General features: G+C 71.2%; 20 protein-coding genes. 8 read left to right on the top strand and 12 right to left on the bottom strand.

Translation table 11 applies throughout. The features are described from left to right. Positions 1 to 82: 82 nt before the first annotated feature. From ACIHAD_RS43155 to ACIHAD_RS43120, 8 genes are all read right to left on the bottom strand, one after another. The gene (locus tag ACIHAD_RS43155) at positions 83 to 487 is read right to left on the bottom strand and encodes a hypothetical protein (RefSeq protein WP_397360630.1); all 405 of its coding nucleotides are present in this window, start codon (positions 485 to 487) and stop codon (positions 83 to 85) included. After that, positions 484 to 1,374 carry an SseB family protein gene (locus tag ACIHAD_RS43150; protein WP_397360629.1) on the bottom strand — a complete coding sequence of 297 codons (891 nt, stop codon included), beginning with the start codon at positions 1,372 to 1,374 and terminating at the stop codon, positions 484 to 486. Before ACIHAD_RS43150 ends, ACIHAD_RS43155 begins: the two co-directional genes overlap by 4 nt. Positions 1,375 to 1,390: 16 nt before the next feature. Further along, positions 1,391 to 3,205: an asparagine synthase (glutamine-hydrolyzing) gene (gene asnB / locus ACIHAD_RS43145; protein ID WP_397360628.1), complete on the bottom strand. Its 1,815-nt coding sequence runs from the start codon at positions 3,203 to 3,205 to the stop codon at positions 1,391 to 1,393. A gap of 158 nt (positions 3,206 to 3,363) precedes the next feature. Then, positions 3,364 to 3,570 carry a cold-shock protein gene (locus ACIHAD_RS43140; protein WP_055509312.1) on the bottom strand — a complete coding sequence of 69 codons (207 nt, stop codon included), beginning with the start codon at positions 3,568 to 3,570 and terminating at the stop codon, positions 3,364 to 3,366. Positions 3,571 to 3,782: 212 nt separating this feature from the next. Next, positions 3,783 to 4,172 (bottom strand): VOC family protein, encoded by a 390-nt coding sequence (locus ACIHAD_RS43135; protein WP_397360627.1) that lies wholly within the window; start codon positions 4,170 to 4,172, stop codon positions 3,783 to 3,785. Positions 4,173 to 4,305: 133 nt separating this feature from the next. Then, positions 4,306 to 6,090 (bottom strand): serine protease, encoded by a 1,785-nt coding sequence (locus ACIHAD_RS43130; protein ID WP_397360626.1) that lies wholly within the window; start codon positions 6,088 to 6,090, stop codon positions 4,306 to 4,308. Positions 6,091 to 6,253: 163 nt separating this feature from the next. After that, entirely contained in the window at positions 6,254 to 7,729 is a 1,476-nt protein-coding gene (locus ACIHAD_RS43125; protein WP_397360625.1) for a M81 family metallopeptidase, read from the bottom strand. A gap of 17 nt (positions 7,730 to 7,746) precedes the next feature. Continuing rightward, positions 7,747 to 8,895 carry an ROK family protein gene (locus tag ACIHAD_RS43120; RefSeq protein WP_397360624.1) on the bottom strand — a complete coding sequence of 383 codons (1,149 nt, stop codon included), beginning with the start codon at positions 8,893 to 8,895 and terminating at the stop codon, positions 7,747 to 7,749. Positions 8,896 to 9,115: 220 nt separating this feature from the next. Between ACIHAD_RS43120 and ACIHAD_RS43115 the strand changes: the two genes are divergently transcribed. From ACIHAD_RS43115 to ACIHAD_RS43100, 4 genes are all read left to right on the top strand, one after another. Continuing rightward, complete coding sequence (locus ACIHAD_RS43115) at positions 9,116 to 10,927, top strand: peptide ABC transporter substrate-binding protein (protein WP_397360623.1); 1,812 nt, start codon at positions 9,116 to 9,118, stop codon at positions 10,925 to 10,927. A gap of 67 nt (positions 10,928 to 10,994) precedes the next feature. Next, positions 10,995 to 11,957 carry an ABC transporter permease gene (locus ACIHAD_RS43110; protein ID WP_397360622.1) on the top strand — a complete coding sequence of 321 codons (963 nt, stop codon included), beginning with the start codon at positions 10,995 to 10,997 and terminating at the stop codon, positions 11,955 to 11,957. Further along, on the top strand, positions 11,954 to 12,859 hold the full coding sequence (locus tag ACIHAD_RS43105; protein ID WP_397360621.1) for an ABC transporter permease: 906 nt from the start codon (positions 11,954 to 11,956) through the stop codon (positions 12,857 to 12,859). Before ACIHAD_RS43110 ends, ACIHAD_RS43105 begins: the two co-directional genes overlap by 4 nt. Positions 12,860 to 12,871: 12 nt before the next feature. Next, the gene (locus tag ACIHAD_RS43100; RefSeq protein ID WP_397360620.1) at positions 12,872 to 14,863 is read left to right on the top strand and encodes a dipeptide ABC transporter ATP-binding protein; all 1,992 of its coding nucleotides are present in this window, start codon (positions 12,872 to 12,874) and stop codon (positions 14,861 to 14,863) included. A gap of 40 nt (positions 14,864 to 14,903) precedes the next feature. Here the strand turns inward: ACIHAD_RS43100 and ACIHAD_RS43095 are convergent, their stop codons facing one another. The 3 genes from ACIHAD_RS43095 to ACIHAD_RS43085 form a co-directional block, all read right to left on the bottom strand. Further along, positions 14,904 to 17,306: a discoidin domain-containing protein gene (locus ACIHAD_RS43095; protein WP_397360619.1), complete on the bottom strand. Its 2,403-nt coding sequence runs from the start codon at positions 17,304 to 17,306 to the stop codon at positions 14,904 to 14,906. A gap of 14 nt (positions 17,307 to 17,320) precedes the next feature. Next, complete coding sequence (locus ACIHAD_RS43090) at positions 17,321 to 18,553, bottom strand: glycosyl hydrolase (protein ID WP_397360618.1); 1,233 nt, start codon at positions 18,551 to 18,553, stop codon at positions 17,321 to 17,323. A 114-nt stretch (positions 18,554 to 18,667) separates the two neighbouring features. Beyond that, entirely contained in the window at positions 18,668 to 19,693 is a 1,026-nt protein-coding gene (locus ACIHAD_RS43085) for a LacI family DNA-binding transcriptional regulator (RefSeq protein WP_397360617.1), read from the bottom strand. Between the two features lie 100 nt (positions 19,694 to 19,793). On the opposite strand from ACIHAD_RS43085, the gene ACIHAD_RS43080 reads away from it, so the two are divergent. From ACIHAD_RS43080 to ACIHAD_RS43065, 4 genes are read left to right on the top strand one after another with little or no spacing between them, the layout of a single operon-like run. Continuing rightward, entirely contained in the window at positions 19,794 to 21,083 is a 1,290-nt protein-coding gene (locus ACIHAD_RS43080; protein ID WP_397360616.1) for an ABC transporter substrate-binding protein, read from the top strand. 7 nt (positions 21,084 to 21,090) lie between these two features. Next, on the top strand, positions 21,091 to 21,963 hold the full coding sequence (locus ACIHAD_RS43075) for a carbohydrate ABC transporter permease (protein ID WP_397360615.1): 873 nt from the start codon (positions 21,091 to 21,093) through the stop codon (positions 21,961 to 21,963). Between the two features lies 1 nt (position 21,964). Then, positions 21,965 to 22,846, top strand: a complete 882-nt coding sequence (locus ACIHAD_RS43070; RefSeq protein WP_397360614.1) for a carbohydrate ABC transporter permease — start codon at positions 21,965 to 21,967, stop codon at positions 22,844 to 22,846. A 25-nt stretch (positions 22,847 to 22,871) separates the two neighbouring features. Next, positions 22,872 to 25,868, top strand: coding sequence for an alpha-mannosidase (locus ACIHAD_RS43065; protein ID WP_397360613.1), 2,997 nt, complete (start codon positions 22,872 to 22,874; stop codon positions 25,866 to 25,868). Between the two features lie 10 nt (positions 25,869 to 25,878). Here ACIHAD_RS43065 and ACIHAD_RS43060 read toward each other — a convergent pair whose 3' ends face one another. Further along, a complete protein-coding gene (locus ACIHAD_RS43060; protein WP_397360612.1) occupies positions 25,879 to 26,835 on the bottom strand; it encodes a LysR family transcriptional regulator in 957 nt (318 codons plus the stop codon). Positions 26,836 to 26,870 lie beyond the last annotated feature (35 nt).

Genomic DNA, 26,870 nt, shown 5'->3' with positions numbered 1-26,870 from the left:
CCCATGCCGCGTGACTCTTACGTCACATTGACCTTTCAGGCCAGTTTCTGTCACATGAACAACAGGAGACAAGAGCTAATCATCAAAAATGGTCACTCAGGGGACTTATCACCACAACTTCCTCGCGTAGCTCGGCGATCTCCGCCCTCGGGACCCACGCCCGGTACACCCCCCGCTCGACGCGCTCCAGCCCCAGCGCGAGCGCCGCGGGCGCCGAGCCGCCCAGGTATTCGAGCAGGAGGAGGCCGTCACGCTCGTCGTGCACCTGGAACCGCTCGTCCCGCCAGGTGCACTCCGTGGTCACGAACTCCAGGGACGCGCACTCGGCCACCGGCACCGTACGGACGTGACAGCCGGGCTCGACCTCCTCGAAGCCGTCGGCCGGATCGGTGGTGCGCAGGCGTACCCACAGCTCCAGGGCGTGCGGCTCGGGGCTGGCCGCGTAGCCGGAGCCCTGCCAGTGAGCGCGGTAGAAATGCCAGGTCATCGTGCCTCCCTGCCGATCAGCAGCCATCGCCGCAGGTCACCGTGGTAGAGCGCGCGCCGGTGCTCGGTTCCCTGGGCGGTGAGCTCCCAGATCTCCGTGCCGTGCGGCAGGCCCACCCCGTACACCTTGTACTCGCGGATGACCTGGTCGACGTTGGGCACCAGGCCCATGCCCACGAACGGGGGCTCCTCGACCACCCAGCCGGCCACCGCGTCCCGGCCCTCCTCGTCGCGCCCGCCGTACGGGGTGCGGTAGAGACCGAAGCCGACGGGACGCCAGCGCAGGATGTTCAGCGAGCCGCTCTCGGTCAGCATGTCGGGCTGCCCCAGCGCGTCGGCCAGCACGGCGGGCGTGGCGATGTGGGAGACGTCGAGGGCGTGGTGGCAGTAGCCGGAGACGCGCGGCTCGCCCGTCACCAGGAGGTCCCCGATGTCGGCCGGAGTCAGCAGCTTCTGCACCACCGGCACCCCCGAGTCGGGCGCGAGCAGCAGGTCCTGGACGAGCGTGGGCACCGCCAGCCTGGCCAGCGTCCCCGGCTCCAGCAGGAACGCGGCCCCCAGCCCCGGGTTGACCGCCAGGCCCCACCGCGGGTCGGGCCAGCCGGCCGCCAGCTCGGCGGGCGAGACGACCCGGCAGTGCGTGGCGACGCCGCCGGTCGCGGTCACCATCGCCTCGACCGAGGTGAAGGCCACCACCCACGTACGGCCGGAGTCCGTGGCCGTCGCCCAGGCGGGCGGCTCGGTCCCGGCCGCCGCGGCGGCGGTGATCGGCAACGCCAGGTCGGCGTCGCGGAGCAGGCCCAGGCACAGGGCGTCCTGCCCGTCCTGGCGGGCCGCCCACAACTGTTCCTCGAACGGCGTGGCCGGCAAATGATCACTGGACGTCATCCGCCCAGTCTGCCCGCTACAGCTCCAGGCGCACGCCATAGGTGGTCAGCCAGACGTTCAGGTCCAGGGCCAGCTCCAGGCCGTACCTGCTCATCGTGGTCGTCACCTTCTCGGCCGGCGCCGAGGCGGCCTCCCGGACGGCGTCCGGGTCGAGCAACTGCAGCACCGGCGCGTCCTTGCCGGCGGCCAGCTCGCGCAGCGCCGCGCGGAGCGCCTGCTCGTAGCCCACGTCCTGGGTCACCGGGTACGGCGCCTTGACCCGGCGCAGGATCGGCTCGGGCAGCAGGTCGGCCCCGGCCGCCCGCAGCAGGCTCTTCTCCCTGCCGTCGAACGTCTTCATCGACCAGGGCGTGTTGAACACGTAGTCGACGAGCCGGTGGTCGCAGAACGGCACGCGCACCTCCAGGCCGACGGCCATGCTCATCCGGTCCTTGCGGTCGAGCAGGAAGGGCAGGAAGCGGGTGAGGTGCAGGTAGCAGATCTCGCGCATGCGCCGCTCGCGGGCGTCCTGCCCGGCCACGTGGGGCACCTCGGCCAGCGCCGTACGGTAGCCGTCGGCCGTGTAGGCGTCCAGGTCGAGCTGCCGGATCAGCGACTTGTCGAGCATGTCGGCCGGCTGCTGCTCGCGCATCACCATCGCCAGCCACGGGAAGGTGTCGGCCTCGACCGTCTGCGGCAGGTGGAACCAGGCGTACCCGCCGAAGATCTCGTCGGCGGACTCGCCCGACAGCGCCACGGTCGAATGCTCGCGGATGGCGCGGAACAGCATGTAGAGGGAGGAGTTCATGTCGCCCATGAAGCTCGGCGCGTCCCAGGCCCGGACGACCGAGGCCCGCAGCTCCGGGTCGGCCAGCTCCGCCGGCCCGAGGACGATGTCGGTGTGCTCGGAGCCGACGTGATCGGCCAGCATCCGCACGAACGGCCGGTCGGGGTCGCCGCGGAACTCGTCGGCCCTGAAGTGCTCGGCGTATCCGGCGTAGTCGACGGCGAAGGAGCGGATCGGGCCGTGCGTCCTGGCCAGCGCGGTGACGACGCTGGAGTCGAGGCCGCCGGAGAGCAGCGTGCAGATCGGCACGTCGGAGATCAGTTGCCGGCCGATGATGTCGTCGAGCAGCTCGCGCACCGTGCGGACGGTCGTGTCGAGGTCGTCGGTGTGTTCGCGGCCCTCCAGCGACCAGTAGCGGCGCAGCCGGGTGCCCTGCCTGCCCACGCGCAGCAGGTGGCCGGGCGGCAGCTCGAACAGGCCCTTGTAGACCGACCGCTGCCGGACACTGGCCAGGCTGAGGAGCTGCCGCAGGCCGTCGAGGTCCACCACGGGCGGGGCCAGCGGGTTGGCCAGGATCGCCTTGGGCTCGGAGCCGAACAGCACGCCGTTGGGCAGGGGGTAGTAGAAGAGGGGCTTGATGCCCATGCGGTCGCGGATCAGGACGAGCTCCTGCTCGCGCTCGTCCCAGACGGCGAAGGCGTACATGCCGTTGATCCGGTCGGCGACGCCCTCTCCCCATTCCAGGTAGCCGCGCAGCACGACCTCGGTGTCGCTCCTGGTGCGGAAGCGGTGGCCCTTGGCGGCCAGCTCCTCGCGCAGCTCCCGGAAGTTGTAGACCTCGCCGCTGTAGGTGATGACGGCCAGGCCCTCGGCCTCGATCGGCATGTGGCCGCCCTCGACGTCGATGACGGCGAGCCTGCGGTTGCCGAGCGCGGCGTGGGGTTCGAGGTGGAGGCCCTGGTCGTCGGGGCCCCGGCAGCTCATGGTCGCCGTCATGGCGAGGGCGGTGGCCCGTTCGCTGGTCAGGTCGCGGTCGAAGTCCACCCATCCGGCGATGCCGCACATACGAGGGTCCTCTCAGACGAAGTCTGACAACTTGCCTGACGCCCTCGCAACATAACCGTGCGGAGCTGATCGGTCCATACCCGATCACATGGCCCCTGAAAGCGGTCTGGGCCCGCACCCCGGAGAGGTGCGGGCCCAGACGCGGGCTGTGTGAGACGTCAGGCGGGAACGATGTTCTCCGCCTGCGGGCCCTTCTGGCCCTGCACGACGTCGAAGGCCACCTTCTGGCCCTCGGTCAGCTCACGGTAGCCGCCGTTGGAGACGATGTTGGAGTAGTGGGCGAAGACGTCAGCGCCGCCACCGTCCTGGGCGATGAAGCCGAAGCCCTTTTCGGAGTTGAACCACTTCACGGTACCGGTTGCCATATCGGTTCTCCTTCAGATGTGCAGAGACGGAATCCGCACCGCGCGAATTCCCGTGTCGCCGCGATGAGCCCATCCCGGAGATGACCGGAAAACATAAAACGCACCTGAAGATCCAGCCCTTTCAGGTGCGCACAAAGTCTTTTATGGGTACCACAACTGCAACGTGACTTACGTTAGCACACGCTTCGCGTCGGGTGCAAACTTGGGGGCCTTCACCGCGGGTCGCGGCGCAGCGGATGGCCGGGCGGCACCTCCACCAGGACGATGCGATGCCCGTCGGGGTCGGCGATCCACATCTCGACCAGGCCCCACGGCTCCAGCCGCGGCTCGCGCAGCACCGTGACGCCCGCCTGCCGCAGGCGCCGCTCCTCGCGCCCGACGTCGCGGACCTGCAACCAGATCGACAGCGTGCCGCCGGTCGCGGGGCCGTCGGAACGCCCGGCGACCTCAAGGAAGCCCTGGCCGAGGAAGAAGACCATGCCCGGATCGTCGTCGGGGCCGAACTCGCGGTAGACCGCCAGGCCGAGGGTGTCGGCATAGAAGCGGCGAGTGCGTCCGGGGTCGCTCGGCCGCAGGAGCACGCGGCTGCTCAGCACGTCCACGGGGTCATCGTAGGCCGTGGGGGGCGCGGCGGGCCGGATCGGCCGGGGGCATGTCGTGGCCCCGGAACCCGCCATGGGGTTCCGGGGCCACGCATCCTGACGTGTCTGGCGGGGCCTGGCTCACGCGGGCCCGTCAGGCGTTCGGGGGCTGGTCGCCGAGCCGGCGCTGGAGGTCGGCGATCTGCCGTTCCAGGTCCGCGACCTGCCCGGACCTGGGGTCCGAGGGCGGGGCGAACTGGCCGTAGCGCACGGATCTGGTCTGGTCGCCGCCGGGCTGCGGGTGAGGGGGCTGGTGGAACTGGGCGTCCGGCGCCGATCCGTACGGGCTCGCGGCGTGACCGCCCGCGGCGTACCCGCCGTAGCCGTCGGAGCCGTAGCCGTTGTGGCCGTACGGGCCCTGGGCCGGTTGCATCGGCTGGGCCGGCGGCGAGAGCTGGGCCTGGGCCGCGGGGAGCTGCTGCCACGGCGGCGGCTGGACCGCGCCGTACCCGGGCTGGGGCGAGATGACGGGCGGCTGGGGCCGCCGCCGTCCGCGCAGGACCTTGACCAGGACCGCGACGAGCACGAGGAGGAGCAGCACGCCGCCGCCGATCAGCACCCACATCAGGATCGGCTTGGGCGTCTCGTCCTTGCCCGCGGAGATCGCCTGCTGGGAGTCGCTGATGTACTTGGCCACGTACGGGTGGTTCGGGAACAGCGCCTGAACCTCGCGGAACTTCGGCAGCGCGTCGGAGTAGTAGTGCCGGAAGAAGTCGTTGAGCGCCTCGTTGTACCGGGTCGTCGTGACGGCCTGGGCGGGCTTGACGTTCTTCTCGCCGAGCTTCTCCTTGATGATGCCCACCGGCAGGACGAAGCTCTCGCTCTCCGACGCCTCGCCGCCCTCGCTCACCGTGCCCGCGATCAGCATGCCGATGACCTTGCCGTCCTTGCTGAACACCGGGCCGCCGGAGTTGCCGTGGTAGGACGGCGCCTGCGTCTGGATGTACGGCACGCCGGTCTGCGTGGTGCGCTTGGCGTTGTACGGGCCCTCGGTCAGCGCCGGCTCCAGCTTCGACTCCAGGCTGAAGAACGGCGTGTTGGTGACCAGGCCGGGGAAGCCGCTGATGTAGAGGGTGTCACCGGTGCGCACGTCGGCGTCGTCGCCGAGCGGCACGGTCGGCAGGTTCTGCTGGCCGTTGACCTTGAGCAGCGCGAAGTCCTTGCCCGGGTAGCTCTCGCCCACCGACACCAGCTCGGCCGGGACCGCCTTGGCCGTCTTGTCCACCCCGCCGCCCGGCAGGCTCTGCATGACCGACAGGCTCTGCTTGAGATTGCTGAGCTGCATGTGGGTCGAGTTGAACGTGACGTAGATCTGCTGGGCGAGCTTGACGATCTCCTCGTCGTTCTTGAGGTCGCCCAGGCCGCTGATGATCTCCTTGGCGTCCTTCTTGTTGAACTTGGCCAGCGCCTGCTGCGCGAAGAGCTGGCTGAGCGCGGTCTCGCCGATCTGGACGCAGTGCGCCCCGGTGACCATGTACCCGTCGGGGGTGACCCACCAGCCGGTGCACATGCCGCCGACCTCGGCCTCGACCGTACGCATCGGGGTGGTCGAGGACACGTAGGTGTCCACGTTGGCCGCGATCTGCTGGAAGACCCACTTGCCGATGCTGCGCTCGTCCGAGGAGATCTTGCCGGACTGCACGGCGGTGACGGCTTCCTGGACGATCTGGTTGTAGGCCGCCTCGTTGATCGTGTTGGACGGGACGGACACCGTCGCCGTGTAGGTGAAGCTGGTCAGCTGCACCGCGGGCTGCGTACGCGCCGCCAGCCAGGTGCCGACCGGGACGTCGGGCCGCTCGTCGGGGGAGCCGTCGGCGGCCGCCGGCAGCGCGGGCAGCATGACCGCCGCGACGACCGCCGCACCCGCGGCGACCCTCATCAGCCTTTTCCTGAAATATCCGCTCACAGGCGGAATGATGAGTCAGCCCTCTTGTTCCTGGCTTGGAGCCGACTGGGAGCCCCCTCCAAGCCCTGCCGGAACCGGGCCCGCCACCCGTCCGTCCAGGGAGGCGAGCCCCGGCTTCCGCCCGGGGAGGCGCCCGTCAGGGCGTCGAGCGTGCGGTGACCACGGTGAGGTCGGCGTCGAAGTCGCAGTCGAGGGGGAAGACCGGCCGGGCCAGGCGCTCGTACGGCAGCCGCTGGAGGTCCTGGTCGACCCCGCCCGGCGTCAGGGCCAGCAGCCAGTCGCCCGCCGCGTCGAACAGCTCGGGCTCCAGGTAGCCGATCTTGACCGTCACCACGTCCACCTCGTCCACCGAGACACCCAGCCGGGCGTAGGAGGCCAGCTCGCGGTACTGCATACGGCGCGAGGTGACGAACACGCTCAGACCGCCCACCCGCACGCTGACGCACAGCCCGCCGTCGGGGTCGTCGGCGACCGCCTCCAGCACGCCCTCGATCGGCAGCGGCCCCGGCTCGCGCGCGTCGATCCGGCCGCCGACGCGCAGGCTGACCGGCGAGCCGGGCGCGAGGCCGGCGACCTGGGCCACGGACTCGGGATCGACCAGCGAGGCGTAGACCGCGCGGACCAAGCCGCCGGCGATCTCGGGACGGGCCAGCATGCGTTCGAGGGCGAAGGTGACGTCGTCGGCGCCGCCGGCGCCCGGGTTGTCGCCCGAGTCACTGATGAAGAACGGGCGCCTGGCCGGGTCCTTGACCGCGGTCAGCGCCTGGTCGAGGCATTCGTCCATGGAACCGGTGGGCGCGACGAAGGTGAACGCGTCGCGCGCCGCCCAGAAGTGCTCGCCCAGCTCGCGGGCGGCCTCGGCGGTGGCGGCGGCGTCGGTGCCGGTGGCGACGACCGCGCCGCGGCAGCGGGGCTCGTCCGCCCAGGCGAAGCCGATCCAGATGGCCGCGTCGATGACGCCGTCCCTGGCCTCGACCTCGGGGACGCGGGCGTAGAGGCCCTTGGCGGGCTCGACGCGCGTGCTGGTCATCTCGCCGGGCAGCAGGATCGGCACGTGCACCAGGGCCTTGTGCGGACGCTGCCCGCGGCGCAGCGCCTCCACCAGGTTGCGCGCCGCGCGCTCGCGGGTCTCCCAGACGTCCACGTGCGGGGCGGTGCGGTAGCAGGTGAGCAGGTCGCACCCGTCGAAGAAGCGGTGGGAGACGTTGCCGTGCAGGTCCATGGCCGCCGAGACGAACGGCCCTCCGCCGGTCACCGAGCGGACCACCGTGATCAGGTCGCCCTCGGCGTCCTCCAGGCCGACCACGCTCATCGCGCCGTGGATGTCGAGCAGGACGCCGTCCACCGGGTCGATCGAGGCCAGCCCGGCGGCGATCTCCGCGGCCCAGGCGTCGTACGTCTCCCTGGCCACGGCCCCGCCGGGCAGGGCGCGGGCGTGGACGAGCGGGATCCACTCGACCTCGGCCGCCCACGGCTCGGCGAGCCAGCCGTACCGCGCCAGGAGGGCGTCACCGCGGGTGACCTCGAAGTCGGCGGCGGTGCTCAGGTGCGGGGAGAAGGTGCTGGACTCGATGTGCACGCCGCCGACGGCGACGCGGAGGGGACGGGACACGGGCGGGGACTCCTTGCCTAGGAGGGACGGACGTCGGCCGAGGCGCGCACGAGATGCCCGAGGCCGATCAGGGCCGCGTCCGGGCCGGCGGCGCTGGCCTCGATGGAGAGTGACTGGGTCATGGACGGCAGGCAGCGCTTGTAGAGCATGCTCCGGGCGGCGGCCACGTAGACGTCGAGGCTGGACAGCGCGCCGCCGATGACGACGGCGTCGGGGTTGAGGAAGTTCACCAGGCCGGACAGGGCGACCCCGAGCAGGCCGCCGGCGTGGCGGACCAGGGTCACCACGGACGGCTCGGCGTCGACGGTGGCGGCGATGACGTCGCGCGGCGTGCTGACCCGCAGGCCCCGGTCCTTGAGCTGGCGGACCAGGGCGGCGCCGCTGGCCACCGTCTCCAGGCAGCCGCGGCTGCCGCAGGAGCACTCGCGCTCGCCGCTGTCGGCCACCCGGACGTGCGTGACGTCGCCGCTGAGGCCGCGGCCGCCGCGGTAGATCTGGCCGCCGCTGACCAGGCAGCCGCCGATGCCGGTGCCGGCCTTGACGTAGATCATGTCGCCGGGGTCGCGGCCCCGGCTGACATACTCGCCGATGGCGGCGGCCTTGGCGTCGTTGTCGACGACCGCGGGCACGCCGAAGCGCGCCTTGAGGTGGCTCTGGGCGTCGAAGCCGCTCCAGCCGGGCATCCGGGCCGGGCCGATCAGCCGGCCGTGCGGGTACTCGACCGGGCCGGGCAGCGCGACGCCGATGCCGAGCAGCGCCTGGCCGGGGGCCTTGGCCGTGCTGAGCTGCTCGTACGCCCGCCCGATCGCGTCGAAGACCTCGCCGGGCCCTGCCGCTATGTCGGTGGCGATCTCCCGTACGGCCAGCAGCCGGCCGTCGGGCGCGCACAACCCCACGCGCGCGTGCTGGGCGCCCAGCTCGGACACCGCGAAGGCGCCCGGGACGTCGCGCAGGCGCAGGATCCGTGGCCGCCGCCCGCCGGTGGAGCGGCCCACTCCCTCCTCCAGGATGGCCCCCTCCTCCAGCAGCCGCCGGACCACGCTGGAGACTGTGGACGGAGCCACCTGAAGGGTCTCGACCAGGTCGGCGCGCGACGTCACCGCACCGCTCGCCAAGAGGCTGAGCGCCTGCTCACGCAGGTTGGCGGGACTCGTTGGCTCCGGCATGCCGCTCCTCCTTCAGGCCGGTTCCCCGGCAGGCCCGTCGTCGCAACAGAGCCCCATCATGAGGCATCGGCGACTTCGACTCTAACCCGAAAGAAGTAGGCGAACAAAGCGAATTATTTCCGTTGACTTCATGCGGGACCATCTATACATTCTCCGCATTGAACGCACCAGGCCCCCCGGCAAGCGCAGGGCGCCGTGCGACGTCAACCGAGGAGATCCCATGGGGAGCAGATTCCACCGGCGCGGGCTCCGCGGCACCGGCGCCCTGGCGGGCGTGCTGGCCCTCGGGCTGGCGCTGACCGCGTGCAGCGGGTCCGCCGGCGGCGCGCAGAAAGGCGCCCAGAGCGGGGGCCAGAGCAAGGACGGCGTGACCGTCGCCCTCAGGACCCCGAACTGGATCCTGCCTATTTCGGCACCCGGCTTCACCCAGGGCGAGAACGTCATCTTCGGCTCCGCCCAGTACCGCCACGTGTACGAGTACCTGCTGGACGGTACGGCGAAGTACAACATCGACCCCGAGCGCTCGATGGCCGGACCGCCCGAGGTGAGCGACGGCGGCAAGACGCTGACGATCACCCTGAAGGACAACACGTGGTCCGACGGCAAGCCCGTCACCACCCGTGACATCCAGTTCTGGTGGAACCTCGTCACCGCGAACAAGGACAAGTGGGCGTCCTACCGCGAAGGCGGCTTCCCGGACAACATCGCCGAGTTCAAGGTGAAGGACGACAAGACCTTCTCCCTGACGACCACGAAGACGTACAACACCGGGTGGTTCGTCGGCAACCAGCTCAACCGCATCGTGCCGCTGCCCCAGCACGTCTGGGACAAGGACTCGGCCACGGGCAAGGTGAGCGACCTCGACACCACCCCCGAGGGCGCCAAGAAGGTCTTCGACTTCCTCACCGCCGCGTCGAAGGACCCCAAGACGTACGCGACCAACGAGCTGTGGCAGGTCAACAGCGGCCCGTGGAAGCTGGAGAAGTACGTGCCGAACGGCGAGGTCGTCCTCACCGCCCGCCCGAACTACTCCGGCACCGACAAGCCGAAGCTCAAGTCGGTGACGCTGCGCCCCTTCACCAGTGACGACGCCGAGTTCAACGTGCTGCGCGCGGGCCAGATCGACTACGGCTACGTGCCGCCGGCCAACCTGTCGCAGCAGAAGTACCTGGAGTCGAAGGGCTACCAGATCGCCCCCTGGTACGGCTGGTCCATCACCTACCTCCAGCTCAACTTCAACAACCCCGAGTCAGGCCCCCTGTTCAAGCAGCTCTACCTGCGCCAGGCCCTGCAGTCGCTCATCGACCAGCCGACCATCAGCAAGGTCATCTGGTCCGGCACGGCCGCCCCGACCTGCGGTCCCGTCCCGGCCAAGCCCGGCACGAACGGGTCCAGCGAAGGCTGCGCCTACTCCTTCGACCCGGCCAAGGCCAAGCAGCTCCTGGAGAGCCACGGCTGGCAGGTGACCCCCGACGGCCAGACGACCTGCCAGAAGCCGGGCACCGGCGCCGACCAGTGCGGCGAGGGCGTCAAGTCCGGCGCGAAGCTGGCCTTCACCGTCACCAGCCAGACCGGTTTCTCCGCGACGACCAAGATGTTCGCCGAGATCAAGTCGCAGATGGCCAAGCTGGGCATCCAGCTCACCATCAAGGAGGTGCCGGACTCGGTCGCGGTCACCCCGGCGTGCAAGGCGTCCGACTCCACCTGCTCGTGGGACATGTCGTTCTTCGGCTCGCAGGGCAGCTGGTACTACCCGGCCTTCCCCAGCGGCGAGCGGCTGTTCGCCACCGGCGCCCCGGTCAACCTGGGCAGCTACAGCGACCCCGAGGCCGACAAGCTCATCGAGGCCACCCAGTTCTCCGACGACGAGGCGACGCTGAAGGCGTACAACGACCGCCTGGCCCAGGACCTGCCGGTGTTGTGGATGCCGAACCCCGTCTACCAGATCTCGGCGTACCGCGCCGGGCTCCAGGGCGTGACGCAGGACCCGATGAACAACATGTTCTTCCAGGACTGGTCCTGGAAGAGCTGAGACCGTCCCCGACTCCGGCGGCCCGTGCGGGGGCCGCCGGGGTCCCCGGAGCAAGGAGGGTCCACGCGTGGCCCGGTATCTGATCACCCGCTTGGGCCAGGCCCTGATCATCGTCGTGCTGGTCACGATGATCACGTTCGTCATCCTGCATCTCCTGCCGGGCGGCGCGGCGCGGGCCACCCTGGGCAAGGACGCGACGCTGGCGCAGCTCGCGGCGTTCGACCACGAGATGGGCTACGACCGCCCCTGGATCCAGCAGTACGCCATGTACGTCGGCCGCCTCGTGCGCGGCGACCTCGGCTACTCCTTCCAGCTCAACCAGTCGGTGGCCGAGGCCATCGGCCAGCGGCTGCCCAAGACCATGGTGCTGTCGCTGTTCTCGACGATGCTGGCCGTCGTCGTCGCCATCCCGCTCGGCGTCGTCCAGGCGATGCGGCGCAACAGGTGGCCCGACTACACGATCACCACCCTGTCGCTGCTGGCCTACGCCACGCCGATCTTCTTCATGGGTCTCATGATGATCATTCTCTTCTCGCAGGTCTGGCCGATCCTGCCGCCGGAGGCCTCGCAGGGGTTCACCCTCGGTGAGGTGCTCGCCGACCCGGCCGGGCTCGTCCTGCCCACCGTCACGCTCGCCATCGTGACCGTCGCCGTCTACTCGCGGTACGTGCGCTCCTCGATGGTCGACAACCTCAACGAGAACTACGTGCGCACCGCCCGCAGCAAGGGCCTGTCGGAGGCGCGCGTCGTCGCCCGGCACACGCTGCGCAACGGCCTGTTCCCGGTCATCACCCTGCTCGGGATGTACCTGCCCGCGCTGTTCAGCGGCGCCCTGGTCGTCGAGGCCCTGTTCAACTACCCGGGCATGGGCCAGCTCTTCTGGCAGGCGGCGCTGAAGCGGGACTTCCCGATCCTGTTCGGCGTCACCCTGATCATCGCGGTCGCGACCGTGTTCGGCGCCCTGCTCGCCGACCTGCTGTACGCCGCCGTCGACCCCCGCGTACGGCTCAGGACGGCGGCCCGCTCATGACCGCACCCGCCGAGGCGGCCGGCACGCCGGTCCCCGCCGACGAGGCACCCGTACGCGGCCAGTGGCGCCAGGCGCTGACGGTCTTCGCCGAGAACCGCCTCGCCCTGCTGGGCCTGATCATCTTCATCGTGCTGGGCGGCCTGTGCTTCCTCGGGCCGCTGTTCTACCGGACCGACCAGGTGCACACCGACCTCGCCTCGGTCTACCTGGCCCCCGGCACCCCCGGGCACCCGCTGGGGACCGACGGCGTCGGCTACGACCAGCTCGGCCGCCTGCTGCTCGGCGGGCAGACGTCCATCGTGGTCGGGCTGGCCGCCGGCGTGCTGGCCACGGTCGTGGGCACGATCTGGGGCGCCATCGCCGGCTTCACCAGCGGCTGGGTGGACGCGGCCATGATGCGGGTGGTCGACGCGATGATGTCGATCCCCTCGCTGTTCCTGTTCATGCTGATGGCGACCATCGTCACGCCGACCGTGCCGATGCTCATCCTCATCATCGGCGCCTTCGCCTGGCTGGGCCCGGCCCGGCTGGTCCGCGGCGAGGCGCTGACCCTGCGCTCCCGCGAGTACGTCCACGCCATGCGGTCGATGGGCGGCACCGGCGGCAGGGCCGTACGGCGGCACATCATCCCCAACGCCATCGGGACCGTGATCGTCAACGCCACCTTCCAGGTCGCCGACGCCATCCTGTACGTCGCCTACCTGTCCTTCCTCGGCCTCGGCGTGCCGCCACCCGCGGCGAACTGGGGCGGGATGCTCTCCGACGGCCTCGCCAACACCTACAGCGGCTACTGGTGGCTGCTGTACCCGCCAGGGATCGCCATCATCCTCATCGTCCTCGCCTTCAACTTCATCGGCGACGGGCTGAGGGACGTCTTCGAGGTCCGCCTCCGGCGGCGCTAGGAGGAACGGAACATGAGCCCTTTGCTGCGCCTGCGCGACGTCAGCACCGACATCCCGCTGCGTCAGGGCGTCGTGCACGCCCTCGACCACGTCAACCTGGAGGTGCGGCAGGGCGAGACGCTCGGCATCGTGGGCGAGTCGGGCAGCGGCAAGACCATGACCGCACTGTCGATCATGGGCCTGCTGCCGTCCGGCGGCCGGGTCGTCGGTGGCGAGATCCTGTTCGAGGACCGCGACCTGCTGTCCCTGCCGCCCGCCGAGATGCGCAGGATCCGCGGCGTCGAGATGGGCATGGTGTTCCAGGACCCGCTCACCTCGCTCAACCCCACGATGCGCATCGGCGCCCAGGTCGCCGAGCCGCTCCGGGTCCACCAGGGCGTCGGCAAGGCCGAGGCGCGCGAGCGGGCCGTGGAGATCCTGCGCCGGGTGGGCATGCCGCGTCCCGACAAGATCGCCGACGCCTACCCGCACCAGCTCTCCGGAGGCATGCGCCAGCGCGTGGTCATCGCCATGGCCCTGGTCTGCTCGCCCCGGCTGCTCATCGCCGACGAGCCGACCACCGCGCTCGACGTCACCACCCAGCGCCAGATCCTCGAACTCATCGACGACCTGCGCGAGGAGTTCCAGATGGCGGTCATCCTGGTCACCCACGACCTGGGCGTGATCGCCAGCCGCGCCGACCGCGTCGCCGTCATGTACGCCGGCCGCGTGGTCGAGGCCGCGACCACCGCCGAGCTGTTCCGGCAGCCGCGCCACCGCTACACCGAGGCCCTCATGGAGTCGCTGCCCGGCGCGGCCGACCACGAGGGCGGCGCGCTCTACAGCATCCCCGGCCTGCCGCCGGACCTGTCCCGGCCGATGACCGGCTGCCGGTTCGCGCCCCGCTGCCGGTTCGCGACCGAGGAGTGCCGTACCACCGACGTGACCCTGTCCGGCGGCGAGCACCAGCACGCCTGCCTGCACCCGGTGCTCCAGCCGCGGGCGCGCGCCGAGGCCGCCGCGCCGCGGCCCGACCGGGCCGGGCCGCAGGAGGGGGCCGCGCCGATCCTGTCCGTCCGCGAACTGGTCAAGAACTACGACGGCACGGGCTCGCTGGGCCGCAAGGCGCCGCAGGTGAGCGCCGTCGCCGGGGTCGGCTTCGACGTGCGCCCCGGCGAGACGTTCGGGCTCGTGGGCGAGTCGGGCTGCGGCAAGTCGACCGTGGGCCGGCTGATCGTCGGCCTGGAGGAGCCGACCTCCGGCCGGATCGTGGTGGACGGCGCCGACATCGCCACGCTCGACCGGCGCGCCCGCCGCCGCATGCACCGGCGGGTCCAGCTCATGTTCCAGGACAGCTACGCGGCGATGAACCCGCGCATGCGCATCGACTCCATCCTGGCCGAACCGCTGGAGATCCAGCAGGCCGGCGACCGGGCCGGCCGCCGCTCCCGCATCGGCACCCTGCTGGACCAGGTGGGACTGCCGCGACGGGTGCTCGACCGGTACCCGCACGAGTTCTCCGGCGGCCAGCTCCAGCGCATCGGGCTGGCCAGGTCGCTGGCCCTGGAGCCGCGGCTGATCGTGTGCGACGAGCCGGTGAGCGCGCTCGACGTCTCCATCCAGGCCCAGGTGCTCAACCTCATGCGGGACCTCCAGCGCGAGCTGGGCCTGTCGTACGTGTTCATCAGCCACGACCTGTCCGTCGTGGACTACATGTCCGACCGGATCGGCGTCATGTACCTGGGCAAGCTCGTCGAGGTCGGGCCCGCCCGCGACGTCGTCAGGGCCGCCCGGCACCCGTACACGCAGGCGCTGATCGAGGCCGTGCCCTCCGCCGAGCCCGGCGTGGCCCCGCGCACGAGCGTCGCCATCAAGGGCGAGCTGCCCAGCGCGCAGAACCCGCCCACGGGATGCCGGTTCAGGACGCGCTGCCCGCTCGCCCAGGAGATCTGCGGGACCGAACCGCCGCTGGCGGGCGGCGCGCACCAGGTGGCCTGCCACTTCCCGCTGCGCACGGCGGAGTGAGGTGCCGGCCCGGGCAGGCGGGCCGGCACCTCGGCCCCCGTCAGGAGCCCCAGACCTCGAACTCGTAGATCCGCGCCGCCGGGTCGGCGTCCTGGGCCGGCCGGGTGATGTTCAGCCGCACGTACCGGGCGGTCGCGGTGACCGGGTGCGTGCTGGTCCCGGAGGTGTTGCCGGTGACCGTGACGGCCGTGGTCCACGGGTCCGAGGCGGACGAGCGGACCTGGACGGTGAAGTCACGGGTGTTCCAGCTCGCCTGCTCGCCGCCGGCCTGGGCGTGCCTGACCACGAACCGGGTGAGCTCCTTCGCCGCGCCGAGGTCCACCTCCAGCCACTTCGCGCTGGTCAGGGCGCACCACTTGTCGGCGTTCCCGCCGGTCACGCTGCCGTTGACGGCCTTGGCCGGGCCCTCGGCCGCGTTGCACTGACCCGAGGCGGTGGCGGGCCGGCCGAGCGCCAGGTTGCTGTCGCCGGGGCCGCCGCCCCAGGTGACCGTGGTGGAGGCGGCGGGGGAGCGGCCGTACTCGGGGGAGACCGCCTCGACGTCGATCGTGGTCGAGGTCTCCGTGCCCACCCGGTCGAGCTGCGGGACGAAGTAGGCGTCGTTCGGGGTGGCGCCCAGGTGGGTACGCGTCCCGTCGGGATCACGCCGGTAGACGTCGTAGTGGTGGACCTGGCCGGAGCCCGTCCAGGACAGGCGGAGCGACTTGCGACCGGCCGACACGTCGGTGGCGCCGAGCACGGTCACGCCGGTGGGGGCGGGAGGGACGTCCACCGCGCCGTCGTAGACCGCGATCTGGCCGACGCGGATGTCGTAGGCGTCCTTGCCGCCGCTGACCTGGAGGCCGAGCTGCGCGATCGTCCGGCCGGCGTGGGCGGACAGGTCGAGCGTCCTGCGCTCCCAGCCGGTGCCCGCGGCCGAGCCGAGGTCGAACGTGGTGAACGTGGTGGGCGCGTCGGTGAAGGCGACGGCCGCCCGCAGGTTCGTCGCGCCCGCCGCCGGGGCCTTGAAGACGACCGAGAGCTTGGTGTCGGCGGCCACCGGCAGCTTCGTCTGGTAGAGCCGGACGGTGTTGACCGAGTCCAGCCGGCCGCGCAGGCGCAGCGAGGAACCGCCCTCGTAGGCGTCGCCGAAGTCGATCGAGGGCGTGAGCCTGGTCCCGGCGGACGAGACCAGCCACTGGTAGGTGGGCGGCACGTCCTGGAGCGACAGGTTGTTCCAGCCGCCGGTCCGCACCCGGACGCCGCCGACGTTGTAGAAGTCGCCCTGCCCGGCGTTGAACCCGGTCACGAAGGGCTTCGCGGTGACCGCGCTGGACTCCGCGACGTACGTCGCCAGGCCCTTCCAAGAGGAGGACGTCGAGGTGTCCGACGGGTCGCCGTTCGCGCCCACCCAGTAGCGGGCGTCCTTGGTGCGGAAGTCGTCCCGGCTGGAGGAGGACTTCCACGTCCATTCCGGGCGGTAGAGGCCGAGCGAGGTGACGTGCGGCCGGCCGGCGGGGAACAGCGCGTCCCAGGACACGCCCGTCCCGTAGCCGTTCGCCTCGGTGTCGATGCCCGAGTACAGCTCGTACCCGCTGCGGCCGAGCGAGCCGGCCCGGTCGCGGGAGGAGGCCAGGCCGCTCGCCGACCAGCCGAAGTTCAGGAACATCGAGTCGGAGACCTTGGCCGGGTCGGCCAGGAAGGCGTCGTTGGCGGTGGTCAGGGCGTTCTGCCAGGAGACCGAGCCGCTTTCGGTCATGGCGTCGTACCACATGAACTCGACCGGGCCCTTGGCCCTGGCGTACTTCATCAGCGAACGCAGCTCGGTCGCCAGGGCCGCGTCGCCGCCGGCGGTCTCCTGGTTGACGAACCAGCCGTCGAACCCGTAGTGCTGGGCCACCTGGACGAGCTTGTCGGCCACCACGTACGAGGAGCCGGACCTGCGGACGAAGTCGCGCACCCACTGGATCTGGCCGCCGTAGGCGGTGGGCGGGAAGAAGACCGTCCCGTACACCTTCACGCCGTTGCGGTGGGCGGCGTCGATGACCGTCGGGTTGGGCGCCAGGATCAGGCCCTCGCCCGCCGAGCCGCCCCAGAAGACCAGCGTGTCGACGTACTGCCAGTAGCCGAAGGCGTAGTAGTTCGGGTCGTACGAGCCCTGCGACGGGTTGTTCGAGGTCGGGCCGAACGACACCAGCGAGGCGATGCGGCCCTCGCCGGCGCGGGCGTCGGCGTTGGCCTTCAGCGCCGGGTCCTGGATCCTGGGCCGCAGCGGCACCCGGGAGCGGTTGAAGCGGGCGTCGGGGTCGGTCGCCGGGTCCCAGGACAGGATGGTGTCCGGGTACCAGTAGGAGGCGTACGGCTGGTCGCCGGGCTGGGCCGCGGCGGCCTGGGCCGGGCCCGCGACCAGCGCGGCGGCCAATGAGGCCGCCGCGCACAAGATGGATAACAGCCTGCGTGGCATCTGAGCTCCTTGTCTCATGCCTGGGTCAGGACGGTGTCGATCCCCCGAGCTTCGAGATGCGCGGCGTCCGCGCTCCGGGCCTTGGTGACGATGGCCACCGGCCCCGATCGGCGCAGCCGTACCCACTCGGCGTGGAAGGGGCTGCCCGGCGCGACCTCGCCGCGCCGGCCGGGCTCGGTCGCGAGGTCGGCCTCGCAGACGAGCGCGGGCCTGCCGCCGCCGTCACCCTGCCGGGCGCCGCCGGAGCGGCGGTGCTCGGCGATCACGGCGGCCAGCTCCCGAGTGGCCGGCTTGATCCGGTGGTCGACGGTGAACAGGCCGAGGTCGTACTCGCGGTCCGGGAAGTCGGCCAGCGAGCGGTCGAGGTCGTGGGAGCACCACCAGGTGACGCCGTAGAGCGCCGGGTTGGCGGTGACCAGGTCGAGCATGCCGCGCACGAACGCGGGCGCGTCGGCGGCGGGCACGTCAGGGGCGGGCACGCCGACCTCCTGGAGCCAGACCGGGCGGGCCGGGTCGGCGCCGGTGGCGGCGGCCAGCTCGACCAGGTAGTCGGCATGGGAGACGGTCGCCGGGCCGAGCGGGCCGTCGAGGGCGGACACGCCGTTGAACACCCACGAGTGCACGGTGGTCAGGTCGCCCAGATCGACGTTGTCGGCCGGGTGGAAGGGGTGGCCGGGGTCGTACCAGGTGGCGTCGTAGAGGGAGTGGAGGGCGAGCAGGCGGGGGGCGGCGGCGCGGGCCACGCCGACCAGTTCGGCGGCCCAGGCCGAGGAGGACTCCGGGGTGGTCCCGTTGGCCGGGAAGAGGTTGTTGACCTCGTTGCCCAGCGTCACGGCGAACACGTTGCCGCGGGTGGCGACCTCGCGGGTGAGCCGGTCGACGTACGCGGCCAGGCCGTCGCGGACGTCCCGGTCGGTGAACAGGCTGCGCCGGTGCCAGGTGAGCACCCAGGACGGCAGGAAGTCGAAGCTGGACAGGTGGCCCTGGAGGAGGTCGACGCAGACGTCGAGGCCGAACTCGGCGGCGATGTCGATGAGGGCGAGCACGTCGTCGATGCCGGGCTGCCGGATGAGCGCGCGGTTGGGCTGAATCCACGGCCAGACCGGAAATATCCGGATGTGGTCGAGGCCGATCCCGGCCAGGTCGGCCAGGTCGCGGCGGGCGGCGTCGGCCGAGAAGTCGAGCCAGCTGTAGAACCAGCCCTCCGAGGGCACGTAGTTGGCGCCGAAACGCAAGGGGAAGGGCACACGTCCTCCGAGGAGTCGATTCGAACTCCCCGAACCCTAAATCGGTTTAGTCCGCTTGCCAAGACACCGCTTCCAGGACGCCCCGGCGGCCCGCCGGGGAAGCCCGGGACGCGGTCAGGCGCCGCGGGACGGGGGCGCGGTGCTCTCGCGGACGACCAGCCGCGGCGTGGCGGTCCTGAGGTCGCGCCTGCGCCCCGGGTCGGCGATCAGTTCGAGCAGCACCTCGGCCACCTGCCCGCCCAGCGCGAACGTGTCCCGCGACAACGACGTGATCGCCGGATGCGTGACCCGGGTCAGCACCGAGTCGTCGAAGGCCACGATGGACAGCTCGTCCGGCACGCGCACCCCCATCTCGCCCGCCACCCCGAGCCCGGCCAGCGCCATCACGTCGCTGTCGTAGACGATCGCGGTGGGCCGTCGCCCGCGCGACAGCAGCGTCCTGGTGGCGGCGGCGCCCTCGGCGTCGCTGAAGTCGGTCGGCACCGACACCGCCTCGACCAGTCCGAGCCTGCGCACGGAGTCGCGCAGCGCGCGCATCCGCCGCTGCGTGTGGCGGAAGCGCGGCAGCCCGGCCACGTGCGCCACGCGCCGGTGGCCGAGCGCGGCCAGGTAGTCCACCACCGACAACATCGCCTCCCGGTCGTCGGCCCACACGCTCGACAGCGACCCGTGGCCGCCCGGCCCGCCGAGCACCACGGCGGGCACCTCCAGCTCCTGGAGCGCGTCGATGCGCGGGTCGCGGACCTGCGGGTCGACCATGATGAACCCGTCCACGCGGTGCGCGGAGGCCCACTCGCGGTAGACCTCGATCTCGGCCTCGACGTCCTCGACCACCAGCAGGTGCATGGCCACCGACTGGGCCGACAGGCTGGCCTGCAGCCCCGACAGGAGCTGGGCGAAGAACGGCTCCACGCCCAGCGTGCTGGCCGGCCTGGCGATCACCAGCCCCACGGCCTCGGCCCTGGACCCGCCGAGCGCCCTGGCCGCGCTGTGGGGCCGCCAGTTCATCTCCTTGGCCGCCTGGAGGATGCGGGCCCTGGTCGCCTCGCTGACGCCGGGACGGCCGTTGAGTGCGAACGACACCGCGCCCTTCGACACCCCGACCCTCTCGGCGATGTCGGCGATCGTCGGTCGGCCCACGGCTGGCTCCTCACGGATTCGTCTCATCTATTGACACCGCAGTGTAGCCCGGTGGATAGTCCCGCAACTAGAGCGGTTTAGTACCCAGAAGGAGTGCTTCATGCGAAGGTACTGGGCAGGACTGGCCGTGGCCGCCACGATGATCACCACGAGCTGCGGGCTCGGCGGCGCGGAGCAGGGTTCGGAACAAGGGCCGGCCGTGCCGAGCGCGAGCCTGACCGGCGAGGTCAAGGGCAAGGTGAGCCTGCAGACGTGGGCGCTGAAGCCCAAGTTCACCGACTACGTCCAGGGCGTCATCGACGCCTTCGAGAAGAAGTATCCGGGTGTCGAGGTCGAATGGCTCGACCAGCCGGCCGACGGCTACTCCGAGAAGGTGCTGAGCCAGGCGGCCGGCGGCACCCTGCCCGACGTCACCAACCTGCCGCCGGACTTCGCGCTGCCCCTGGTCAAGCAGGGCCTGTTACTCGACGTCGGCCGGGCCGACGCCAAGCTGGCCGACGAGTACGTCCCCGGCGGCGTCGAGGCGTACCGGTTCTCCGGGTACGACGGCGTCTACGGCTACCCCTGGTACCTCAACACCGACGTCAACTACTGGAACTCCGAGCTGCTCAAGAAGTACGGCCTCGACCCGGCCAAGCCGCCGGCGGGCCTGGACGAGCTGGTCGCGCAGGCGAAAACGGTCAAGGAGAAGTCCGGCGGCAAGGTCTACCTGATGAGCCGCCGCCCCGAGCTGGGCGACCTCACCCAGGCGGGCGTCAAGATCCTGGCCGAGGACGGCCGGAGCTTCGTCTTCAACACCCCCGAGGCCGTCGCCGTGCTAGACCGCTACCGGGCGGCGTTCAAGGACGGCCTGCTGCCGCGCGACGTGCTGACCGACACGTACGCGGGCAACGCCAAGCTGTTCAACGAGGGCACGGTCGCCTGGACGACCGGCGGCGGCAACTACATCACCAGCCTGGCCACCGACAACCCGACGCTGGCCCCCAAGGTGGTCTCCTCGCCGGTCTGGGACGTGCCCCCGCTGTACGTCCAGGGCCTGTCGGTCTCCGGGAAGACCAAGAACCCGCCCGCCGCGCTGGCCCTGGCCCGCTGGGTGACCGACGCCGAGAACCAGGCCGCCTTCGCCCACCTGGTCAACATCTTCCCCAGCACCAAGGCGTCGTCCGCCGACCCGTTCTTCAGCAGGAGCGACGGCACGAACTCCGGCGACGCCAAGGTCACCGCGTTCACCTCGCTGGCCAAGGCCAAGGTGTTGCAGCCGTACGAGGTGACCGAGGCCATGAGCAAGTACGTCAGGCAGCAGTTCGCGGCGGCGATCAGCGGCGAGATCGGCTCCAAGGAGGCGCTGGACAAGTCGGTGGCGAAGTGCAACGAACTGCTCAAGGGCTGAGCAGCCGATGACCCACCGCCGCTGGTTCACGCCGTGGCTGCTGGTGCTGCCCGCCGCCGTCTGGCTGGTGGCGTTCAACGTCTGGCCATCGATCAACACGGTCGTGCTGTCGTTCACGAACGCCAAGCCGCTCGGCGGCGGGCATTTCACCGGCCTGGCCAACGCCGAACGGGTGCTGAACGACGACCAGCTCGTGGACGCGCTGGTCAACAGCGTCGTGTTCATGCTGGTCTGCCTGCCGCTGCTGACGATGCTGCCGCTGCTGATCGCCATCCTGGTGGAGAAGCGGCTGCCCGGGATCATGTTCTTCCGCACCGCTTTCTACACCCCCGTCGTGGCCTCGGCCGTGGTGGTGGCGCTGATCTGGGGCTGGCTGCTGGACGACCGCGGCCTGGTCAACGGCTTCGCGCAGTGGCTGGGCGTGATCGCCGCGCCGGTGCCGTTCCTGACCGACCGGTGGCTGCTGCTGTTCAGCGCGATCAGCCTGACCGTGTGGAAGGGCCTCGGCTACTACATGATCATCTACCTGTCGGCGCTCGGGAACGTCCGGCGCGAGCTGCACGAGGCGGCCGCCGTGGACGGCGCGAGCGCGATCCGCAGGTTCTGGAGCGTCACGGTCCCCGGCGTGCGCAACACCATGCTGCTGGTCTCGGTCCTGGTGTCGGTGTCGGCGCTGCGCGTCTTCTCCGAGCTGTACGTGTTGTCGAACGGCACCGGCGGCCCCGGCGGGCGCGACATGTCGGTGGTCATGCTGATCCAGATGTACAGCCGCGGCTTCTCCGGCCATCTCGGCTACGCCTCCGCGCTGAGCCTCGTGCTGCTGGTGATCACGATCGGCCCGATGCTCCTGCTGCTGCGGCTCGACAGGAAGGCGGCCTGAGGTGGCACGGACCGATCCGACCCACCGGCGCCGCCGTCCGGGCGGGGGCTCGTTCAACACGATCTCGCCGGGGGAGCGGGCGCTGCGGTACGCGCTGCTCCTGCTGGTGCTGGCGATCACCGTCTCGCCGTTCCTGTGGCAGTTGTCCACGTCGCTGAAGAGCCTGGACGAGGACATCTACACCAGCACACCGGCCTTCCTGCCCGAGCGCCCCACGCTGGACAACTTCGTGGAGGTCGCCCGCACGATCCCGGTCTGGTCGTACGCCGCCAACTCGGTGGTCGTGGCGGCCATCGTGGTCACCGGCAACGCCGTCGGCGCCACGCTGGCCGGCTACGCGCTGGCCAAGTTGCGCTTCCGGGGTGCCAAGCTGCTGCTGGGCGCGTTCCTGGCCACGCTGGTGCTGCCGGAGGAGGTGACGATCGTGTCCAAGTACGTGATCGTCCGCGACCTGGGCCTGGCCGACACGCTGCCCGGCGTGGCGCTGCCCGGCGCGATCGGCATGCTGAACGTGCTGCTCATGCGGGTCGCCTTCAGCTCGATCCCGCCCGAGATGGACGAGGCCGCGATCATCGACGGCGCGACCGCATGGCAGCGGTTGCGCCATATCGGACTGCCGAACGTCCGTGGCATGCTGAGTGTGATCACGATCTTCGCGTTCATCGGCGCTTGGGACGACTTCCTGTGGCCACTCATCGTGCTCAACGATCCCGACCACTACACGCTGACCGTGGGCCTGCAGTACCTCAACGGCACGTTCACGGCCAACCCCCGCCTGATCGCGGCGGGCACGATGATCTCCTTCCTGCCGATCGTGATCGTGTTCGCGTCCCTCCAGCGCTTCTTCTTCAGGGGCGTCGCGGAAGGCGCGATCAAGGGTTGACCCCTCACCTCTAGGGAGCTCTCCGATGCATGACGACCGCACACTGGTCGAAGCCCGTCTCAAGCGCGTGCTGGACGAACGTCTGCGCCCGGCCGTCTATCCCGAGTCCGTGCCGATGGACGTACGCGTCTGGCACGCGCCGGGCGAGCCCGTACCCGTCGCCGAAGGGCTGGCCGCGCCCGCCGAGCCGATCGCGGTCGGCACGGCGTGGGGCGCGCCGTGGGGCACGAGCTGGTTCACGGTGACCGGCACGGTCCCGCTGGATTGGGCGGGCCGGACCGTCGAGGCGGTGCTCGACCTCGGCTTCGACGAGAACATGCCGGGCTTCCAGTGCGAGGGCCTGGTCCACCTGCCCGACGGCACGCCGGTGAAGGGGCTCAACCCGCGTAACCAGTGGGTGCGCGTCGGCGCGCCGGCGACCGGCGGCGAGCACGTCGAGCTGCGGATCGAGGCGGCCTCCAACCCGGTCGTGCTCGGCTACAAGCCGTTCGTGCCCACCCCGCTCGGCGACCGGGAGACGGCGGGCGGCGAGCCGCAGTACCGGCTGGTGCGCATGGACCTGGCCGTGTTCGACGAGACGGTGTGGAACCTGATCCTCGACCTGGAGGTCGCCGGGGAGCTGATGCACGAGCTGCCCGCCGACAGCGGCCGCCGCGCGGAGCTGACCCGGGCGATCGACCGCGCCCTGGACGCGATCGACCTCCAGGACGTCAACGCCACCGCCGAGGCGGCCCGCGCCGAGCTGGCCGGCGTGCTGTCCGCGCCCGCCGTACCCTCGGCCCACCGGATCAGCGCGGTCGGGCACGCGCACATCGACTCGGCCTGGCTCTGGCCGCTGCGCGAGACCGTCCGCAAGGTGGCCCGTACGGCCTCCAACATGACGGCGCTGCTGGCCGACGAGCCGGAGTTCGTCTTCGCGATGTCGCAGGCCCAGCAGTGGGCGTGGATCAAGGAGCACCGGCCCGAGGTGTGGGCCAAGGTGACCAAGGCCGTGGCGGCCGGGCGGTTCGTCCCGGCCGGCGGCATGTGGGTGGAGTCCGACACGAACATGCCCGGCTCCGAGGCCATGGCCCGCCAGTTCGTGCACGGCAAGCGCTTCTTCATCGACGAGTTCGGCGTCGACAACGAGGAAGTGTGGTTGCCGGACACGTTCGGCTTCGCGGCCGGGCTGCCGCAGATCATCAAGGCGGCCGGCTCGAAGCGGCTGCTCACGCAGAAGATCTCCTGGAGCCGGACGAACACGTTCCCGCACCACACGTTCCTGTGGGAGGGCATCGACGGGACGCGGGTGTTCACGCACTTCCCGCCGGTCGACACCTACAACTGCTCGATGAGCGGCAGGGAGATCGCGCACGCGGCCCGCAACTTCAAGGACAAGGGCGTCGCCCGGCACTCGCTGGCCCCCACCGGGTGGGGCGACGGCGGCGGCGGCACGACCCGCGAGATGGTGGCCAAGGCCGCCCGGCTGCGCGACCTGGAGGGCTCGGCCACCGTCACCTGGGAGACCCCCGCCGGCTTCTTCGCCAAGGCCGAGGCCGAATACCCCAACCCGCCGGTCTGGGTGGGCGAGCTCTACCTGGAGCTGCACCGGGCCACGCTGACCAGCCAGGCCAAGACCAAGCAGGGCAACCGGCGCAGCGAGTCGCTGCTGCGCGAGGCCGAGCTGTGGGCCGCGACGGCCGCCGTACGGGCCGGCGCGCCGTACCCGTACGAGCAGCTCGACCGCATCTGGAAGACGGTGCTGCTGCACCAGTTCCACGACATCCTGCCCGGGTCGTCGATCGCCTGGGTGCACCGCGAGGCCAGGAACACCTACGCGGCGCTGGCCGAGGAGCTGACCGGCCTGATCGGCGACGCCCAGCGGGCCCTGGCCGGGGACGGCTCCCGCGAGCTCGTCTTCAACGCGGCCCCGCACGCCCGCGACGGCGTGCCGGCCGGCGGCGCGGCCCCGGCCGTACCGGGGGCCGCCACGAGCAGGGAGCCCCGCGAGGGCGGCGGCTACGTGCTGGACAACGGCCTGCTCCGGGTCGAGGTGGACGGGCACGGCCTGATCGTCTCCGCCTACGACCTGCGCGCCCGGCGCGAGACCCTGCCCCCCGGCCAGGCCGCCAACCTGCTCCAGCTCCACCAGGACTTCCCGAACATGTGGGACGCCTGGGACGTGGACGAGTTCTACCGCAACACCGTCCTCGACCTCACCGCCGCCGACGAGGTGAGGGCCGGCGAGCAGCCGGGCTCGGTCGTCGTCACCCGCTCGTTCGGCGGCTCGTCCGTCACGCAGGTGATCTCGCTGCACGAGCGGCGCGTCGACATCGCCACCGAGGTCGACTGGCACGAGACCGAGAAGTTCCTCAAGCTGGCCTTCCCCCTCGACGTGCGGGCCGAGCGCTACGCCTCCGAGAGCCAGTACGGCCACGCCTACCGCGCCACCCACACCAACACGAGCTGGGAGGCGGCCAAGTTCGAGGCGTGCAACCACAAGTTCGTGCACCTGGAGGAGCCCGGCTGGGGCGTGGCCGTGGTCAACGACTCCACCTACGGCCACGACGTGACCCGCACGGTCCGCGAGGACGGCGGCACCACCACGACCCTGCGGGTGTCGCTGCTGCGCGCCCCCCGCTTCCCCGACCCCGAGACCGACCAGGGCAGGCACACCTTCCGGCACGCCCTGCTGCCCGGCGCGACGATCGGCGACGCGGTGCGCGAGGGCTGGTTCGTCAACCTGCCCGAGCGGGTGCTGTCCGGCGACGCCGAGGTGGCGCCGCTGGTCACGGTGGACGACGACGCGGTCGTCGTCACCGCGGTCAAGCTGGCCGACGACGGCAGCGGCGACGTGGTCGTGCGCTTCCACGAGTCGCGCGGCGGCCGGGCGGCGGCCACGCTCACGGCCGGCTTCCCCGTCACCTCGGTGACCGTGACCGACCTGCTGGAACGCCCGCTGGCCGAGCCGGAGCGGCCCGGCCGGTCGATCCCGGTGACGTTGCGGCCGTTCGAGCTGGTGACTCTGCGGCTGGCGCGCTGATCGCGGGGGGTCAGCGGAGGGGATGGGCGCCCGGGTGCTCGTCCCACCACTGGCGGAAGATGGGGTTGTCGTCGATGTGATCCTCGAAGGCGGCGGCGAGCCCGCGGTAGATGGCCGCCGCCGCGTCCGGGCCGATCAGGTCCCTGCGCCAGGCCATGACCAGGTGCCCGACCTGCGGCTCGCCCACCAGCGGCCGTACGGCGGTGCCCTCGGGCACCGGCCAGGTCGGGTCCACCAGGCGCACGCCCAGCCCGGCGGCGACCAGCGGGCGCCCGGCCCCGCTGGGGGCGTCGTAGCGCACGTCCGGCTCGAAGCCGGCGGCCCGGCAGGAGGCGCGCAGGGCGGCGAGTGAGCCGTCGTCGGCGCCGGGCGGGCTGATCCAGCGCTCGTCCCTGAGGTCGGACAGGTGCACCTCGGGCTGCTCGGCCAGCGGGTGCCCGGCGGACATGGCCACGAAGATGGGATACCTGGGCACCAGCGTGCGGGTGACGACCGGCGGCGTGAGGGTGACGTCGAAGCCCTCGATCATGCCCATGAGCGCGGCGTCGAGCTGGCCGTGGGTGAGCGCGTCGGCGAGCTGCACGCTGGACGGCTCGATGCGCAGGGAGATCGACCGGCCGGGCAACGCCTCGCCGACCCGGTCCACCACGCTGGCCACGCACGCCAGATGGCTGCACCCGAGCCGGAGCCCGGTGACGGCCGGGTTCGCGTCGTGCAGGTCGCCGAAGAGCGCGTCGATCTCCGACAGGACGATCCGGGCGCGGGCGATGACCTGACGTCCGAGCTGGGTGGGTTCGACGCCGCTCCGGCTGCGGGTGAACAGCTCGCCACCCACCATGTCCTCGATCCTGCGGAGCTGGGTGGTGATCGCCGGTTGGGACAGCCCGAGGCGCGCGGCCGCCTTGGTGACGCTGCCCGCTTCGGCGATCGTACAGACCATTCGGAGATGCCGGAGATCCAGGTCCATAGCTCAGGATTATGTGACATGTGATGGCTCTTGGC

The organism is Nonomuraea sp. NPDC052265, assembly GCF_044547985.1.
In the GTDB taxonomy this organism is placed as follows: domain Bacteria; phylum Actinomycetota; class Actinomycetes; order Streptosporangiales; family Streptosporangiaceae; genus Nonomuraea.
Note: the sequence above shows the minus strand (reverse complement) of the source record. Positions and strands in the feature narration are given on the sequence as shown.

Coding starts and splice junctions, on each gene's coding strand:
- ACIHAD_RS43155 (WP_397360630.1), bottom strand. CDS start 487: ATGACCTGGCATTTCTACCGCGCTCACTGGCAGGGCTCCGGCTACGCG.
- ACIHAD_RS43150 (WP_397360629.1), bottom strand. CDS start 1,374: ATGACGTCCAGTGATCATTTGCCGGCCACGCCGTTCGAGGAACAGTTG.
- asnB (WP_397360628.1), bottom strand. CDS start 3,205: ATGTGCGGCATCGCCGGATGGGTGGACTTCGACCGCGACCTGACCAGC.
- ACIHAD_RS43140 (WP_055509312.1), bottom strand. CDS start 3,570: ATGGCAACCGGTACCGTGAAGTGGTTCAACTCCGAAAAGGGCTTCGGC.
- ACIHAD_RS43130 (WP_397360626.1), bottom strand. CDS start 6,090: ATGAGGGTCGCCGCGGGTGCGGCGGTCGTCGCGGCGGTCATGCTGCCC.
- ACIHAD_RS43120 (WP_397360624.1), bottom strand. CDS start 8,895: ATGCCGGAGCCAACGAGTCCCGCCAACCTGCGTGAGCAGGCGCTCAGC.
- ACIHAD_RS43115 (WP_397360623.1), top strand. CDS start 9,116: ATGGGGAGCAGATTCCACCGGCGCGGGCTCCGCGGCACCGGCGCCCTG.
- ACIHAD_RS43105 (WP_397360621.1), top strand. CDS start 11,954: ATGACCGCACCCGCCGAGGCGGCCGGCACGCCGGTCCCCGCCGACGAG.
- ACIHAD_RS43100 (WP_397360620.1), top strand. CDS start 12,872: ATGAGCCCTTTGCTGCGCCTGCGCGACGTCAGCACCGACATCCCGCTG.
- ACIHAD_RS43095 (WP_397360619.1), bottom strand. CDS start 17,306: ATGCCACGCAGGCTGTTATCCATCTTGTGCGCGGCGGCCTCATTGGCC.
- ACIHAD_RS43080 (WP_397360616.1), top strand. CDS start 19,794: ATGCGAAGGTACTGGGCAGGACTGGCCGTGGCCGCCACGATGATCACC.
- ACIHAD_RS43075 (WP_397360615.1), top strand. CDS start 21,091: ATGACCCACCGCCGCTGGTTCACGCCGTGGCTGCTGGTGCTGCCCGCC.
- ACIHAD_RS43065 (WP_397360613.1), top strand. CDS start 22,872: ATGCATGACGACCGCACACTGGTCGAAGCCCGTCTCAAGCGCGTGCTG.
- ACIHAD_RS43060 (WP_397360612.1), bottom strand. CDS start 26,835: ATGGACCTGGATCTCCGGCATCTCCGAATGGTCTGTACGATCGCCGAA.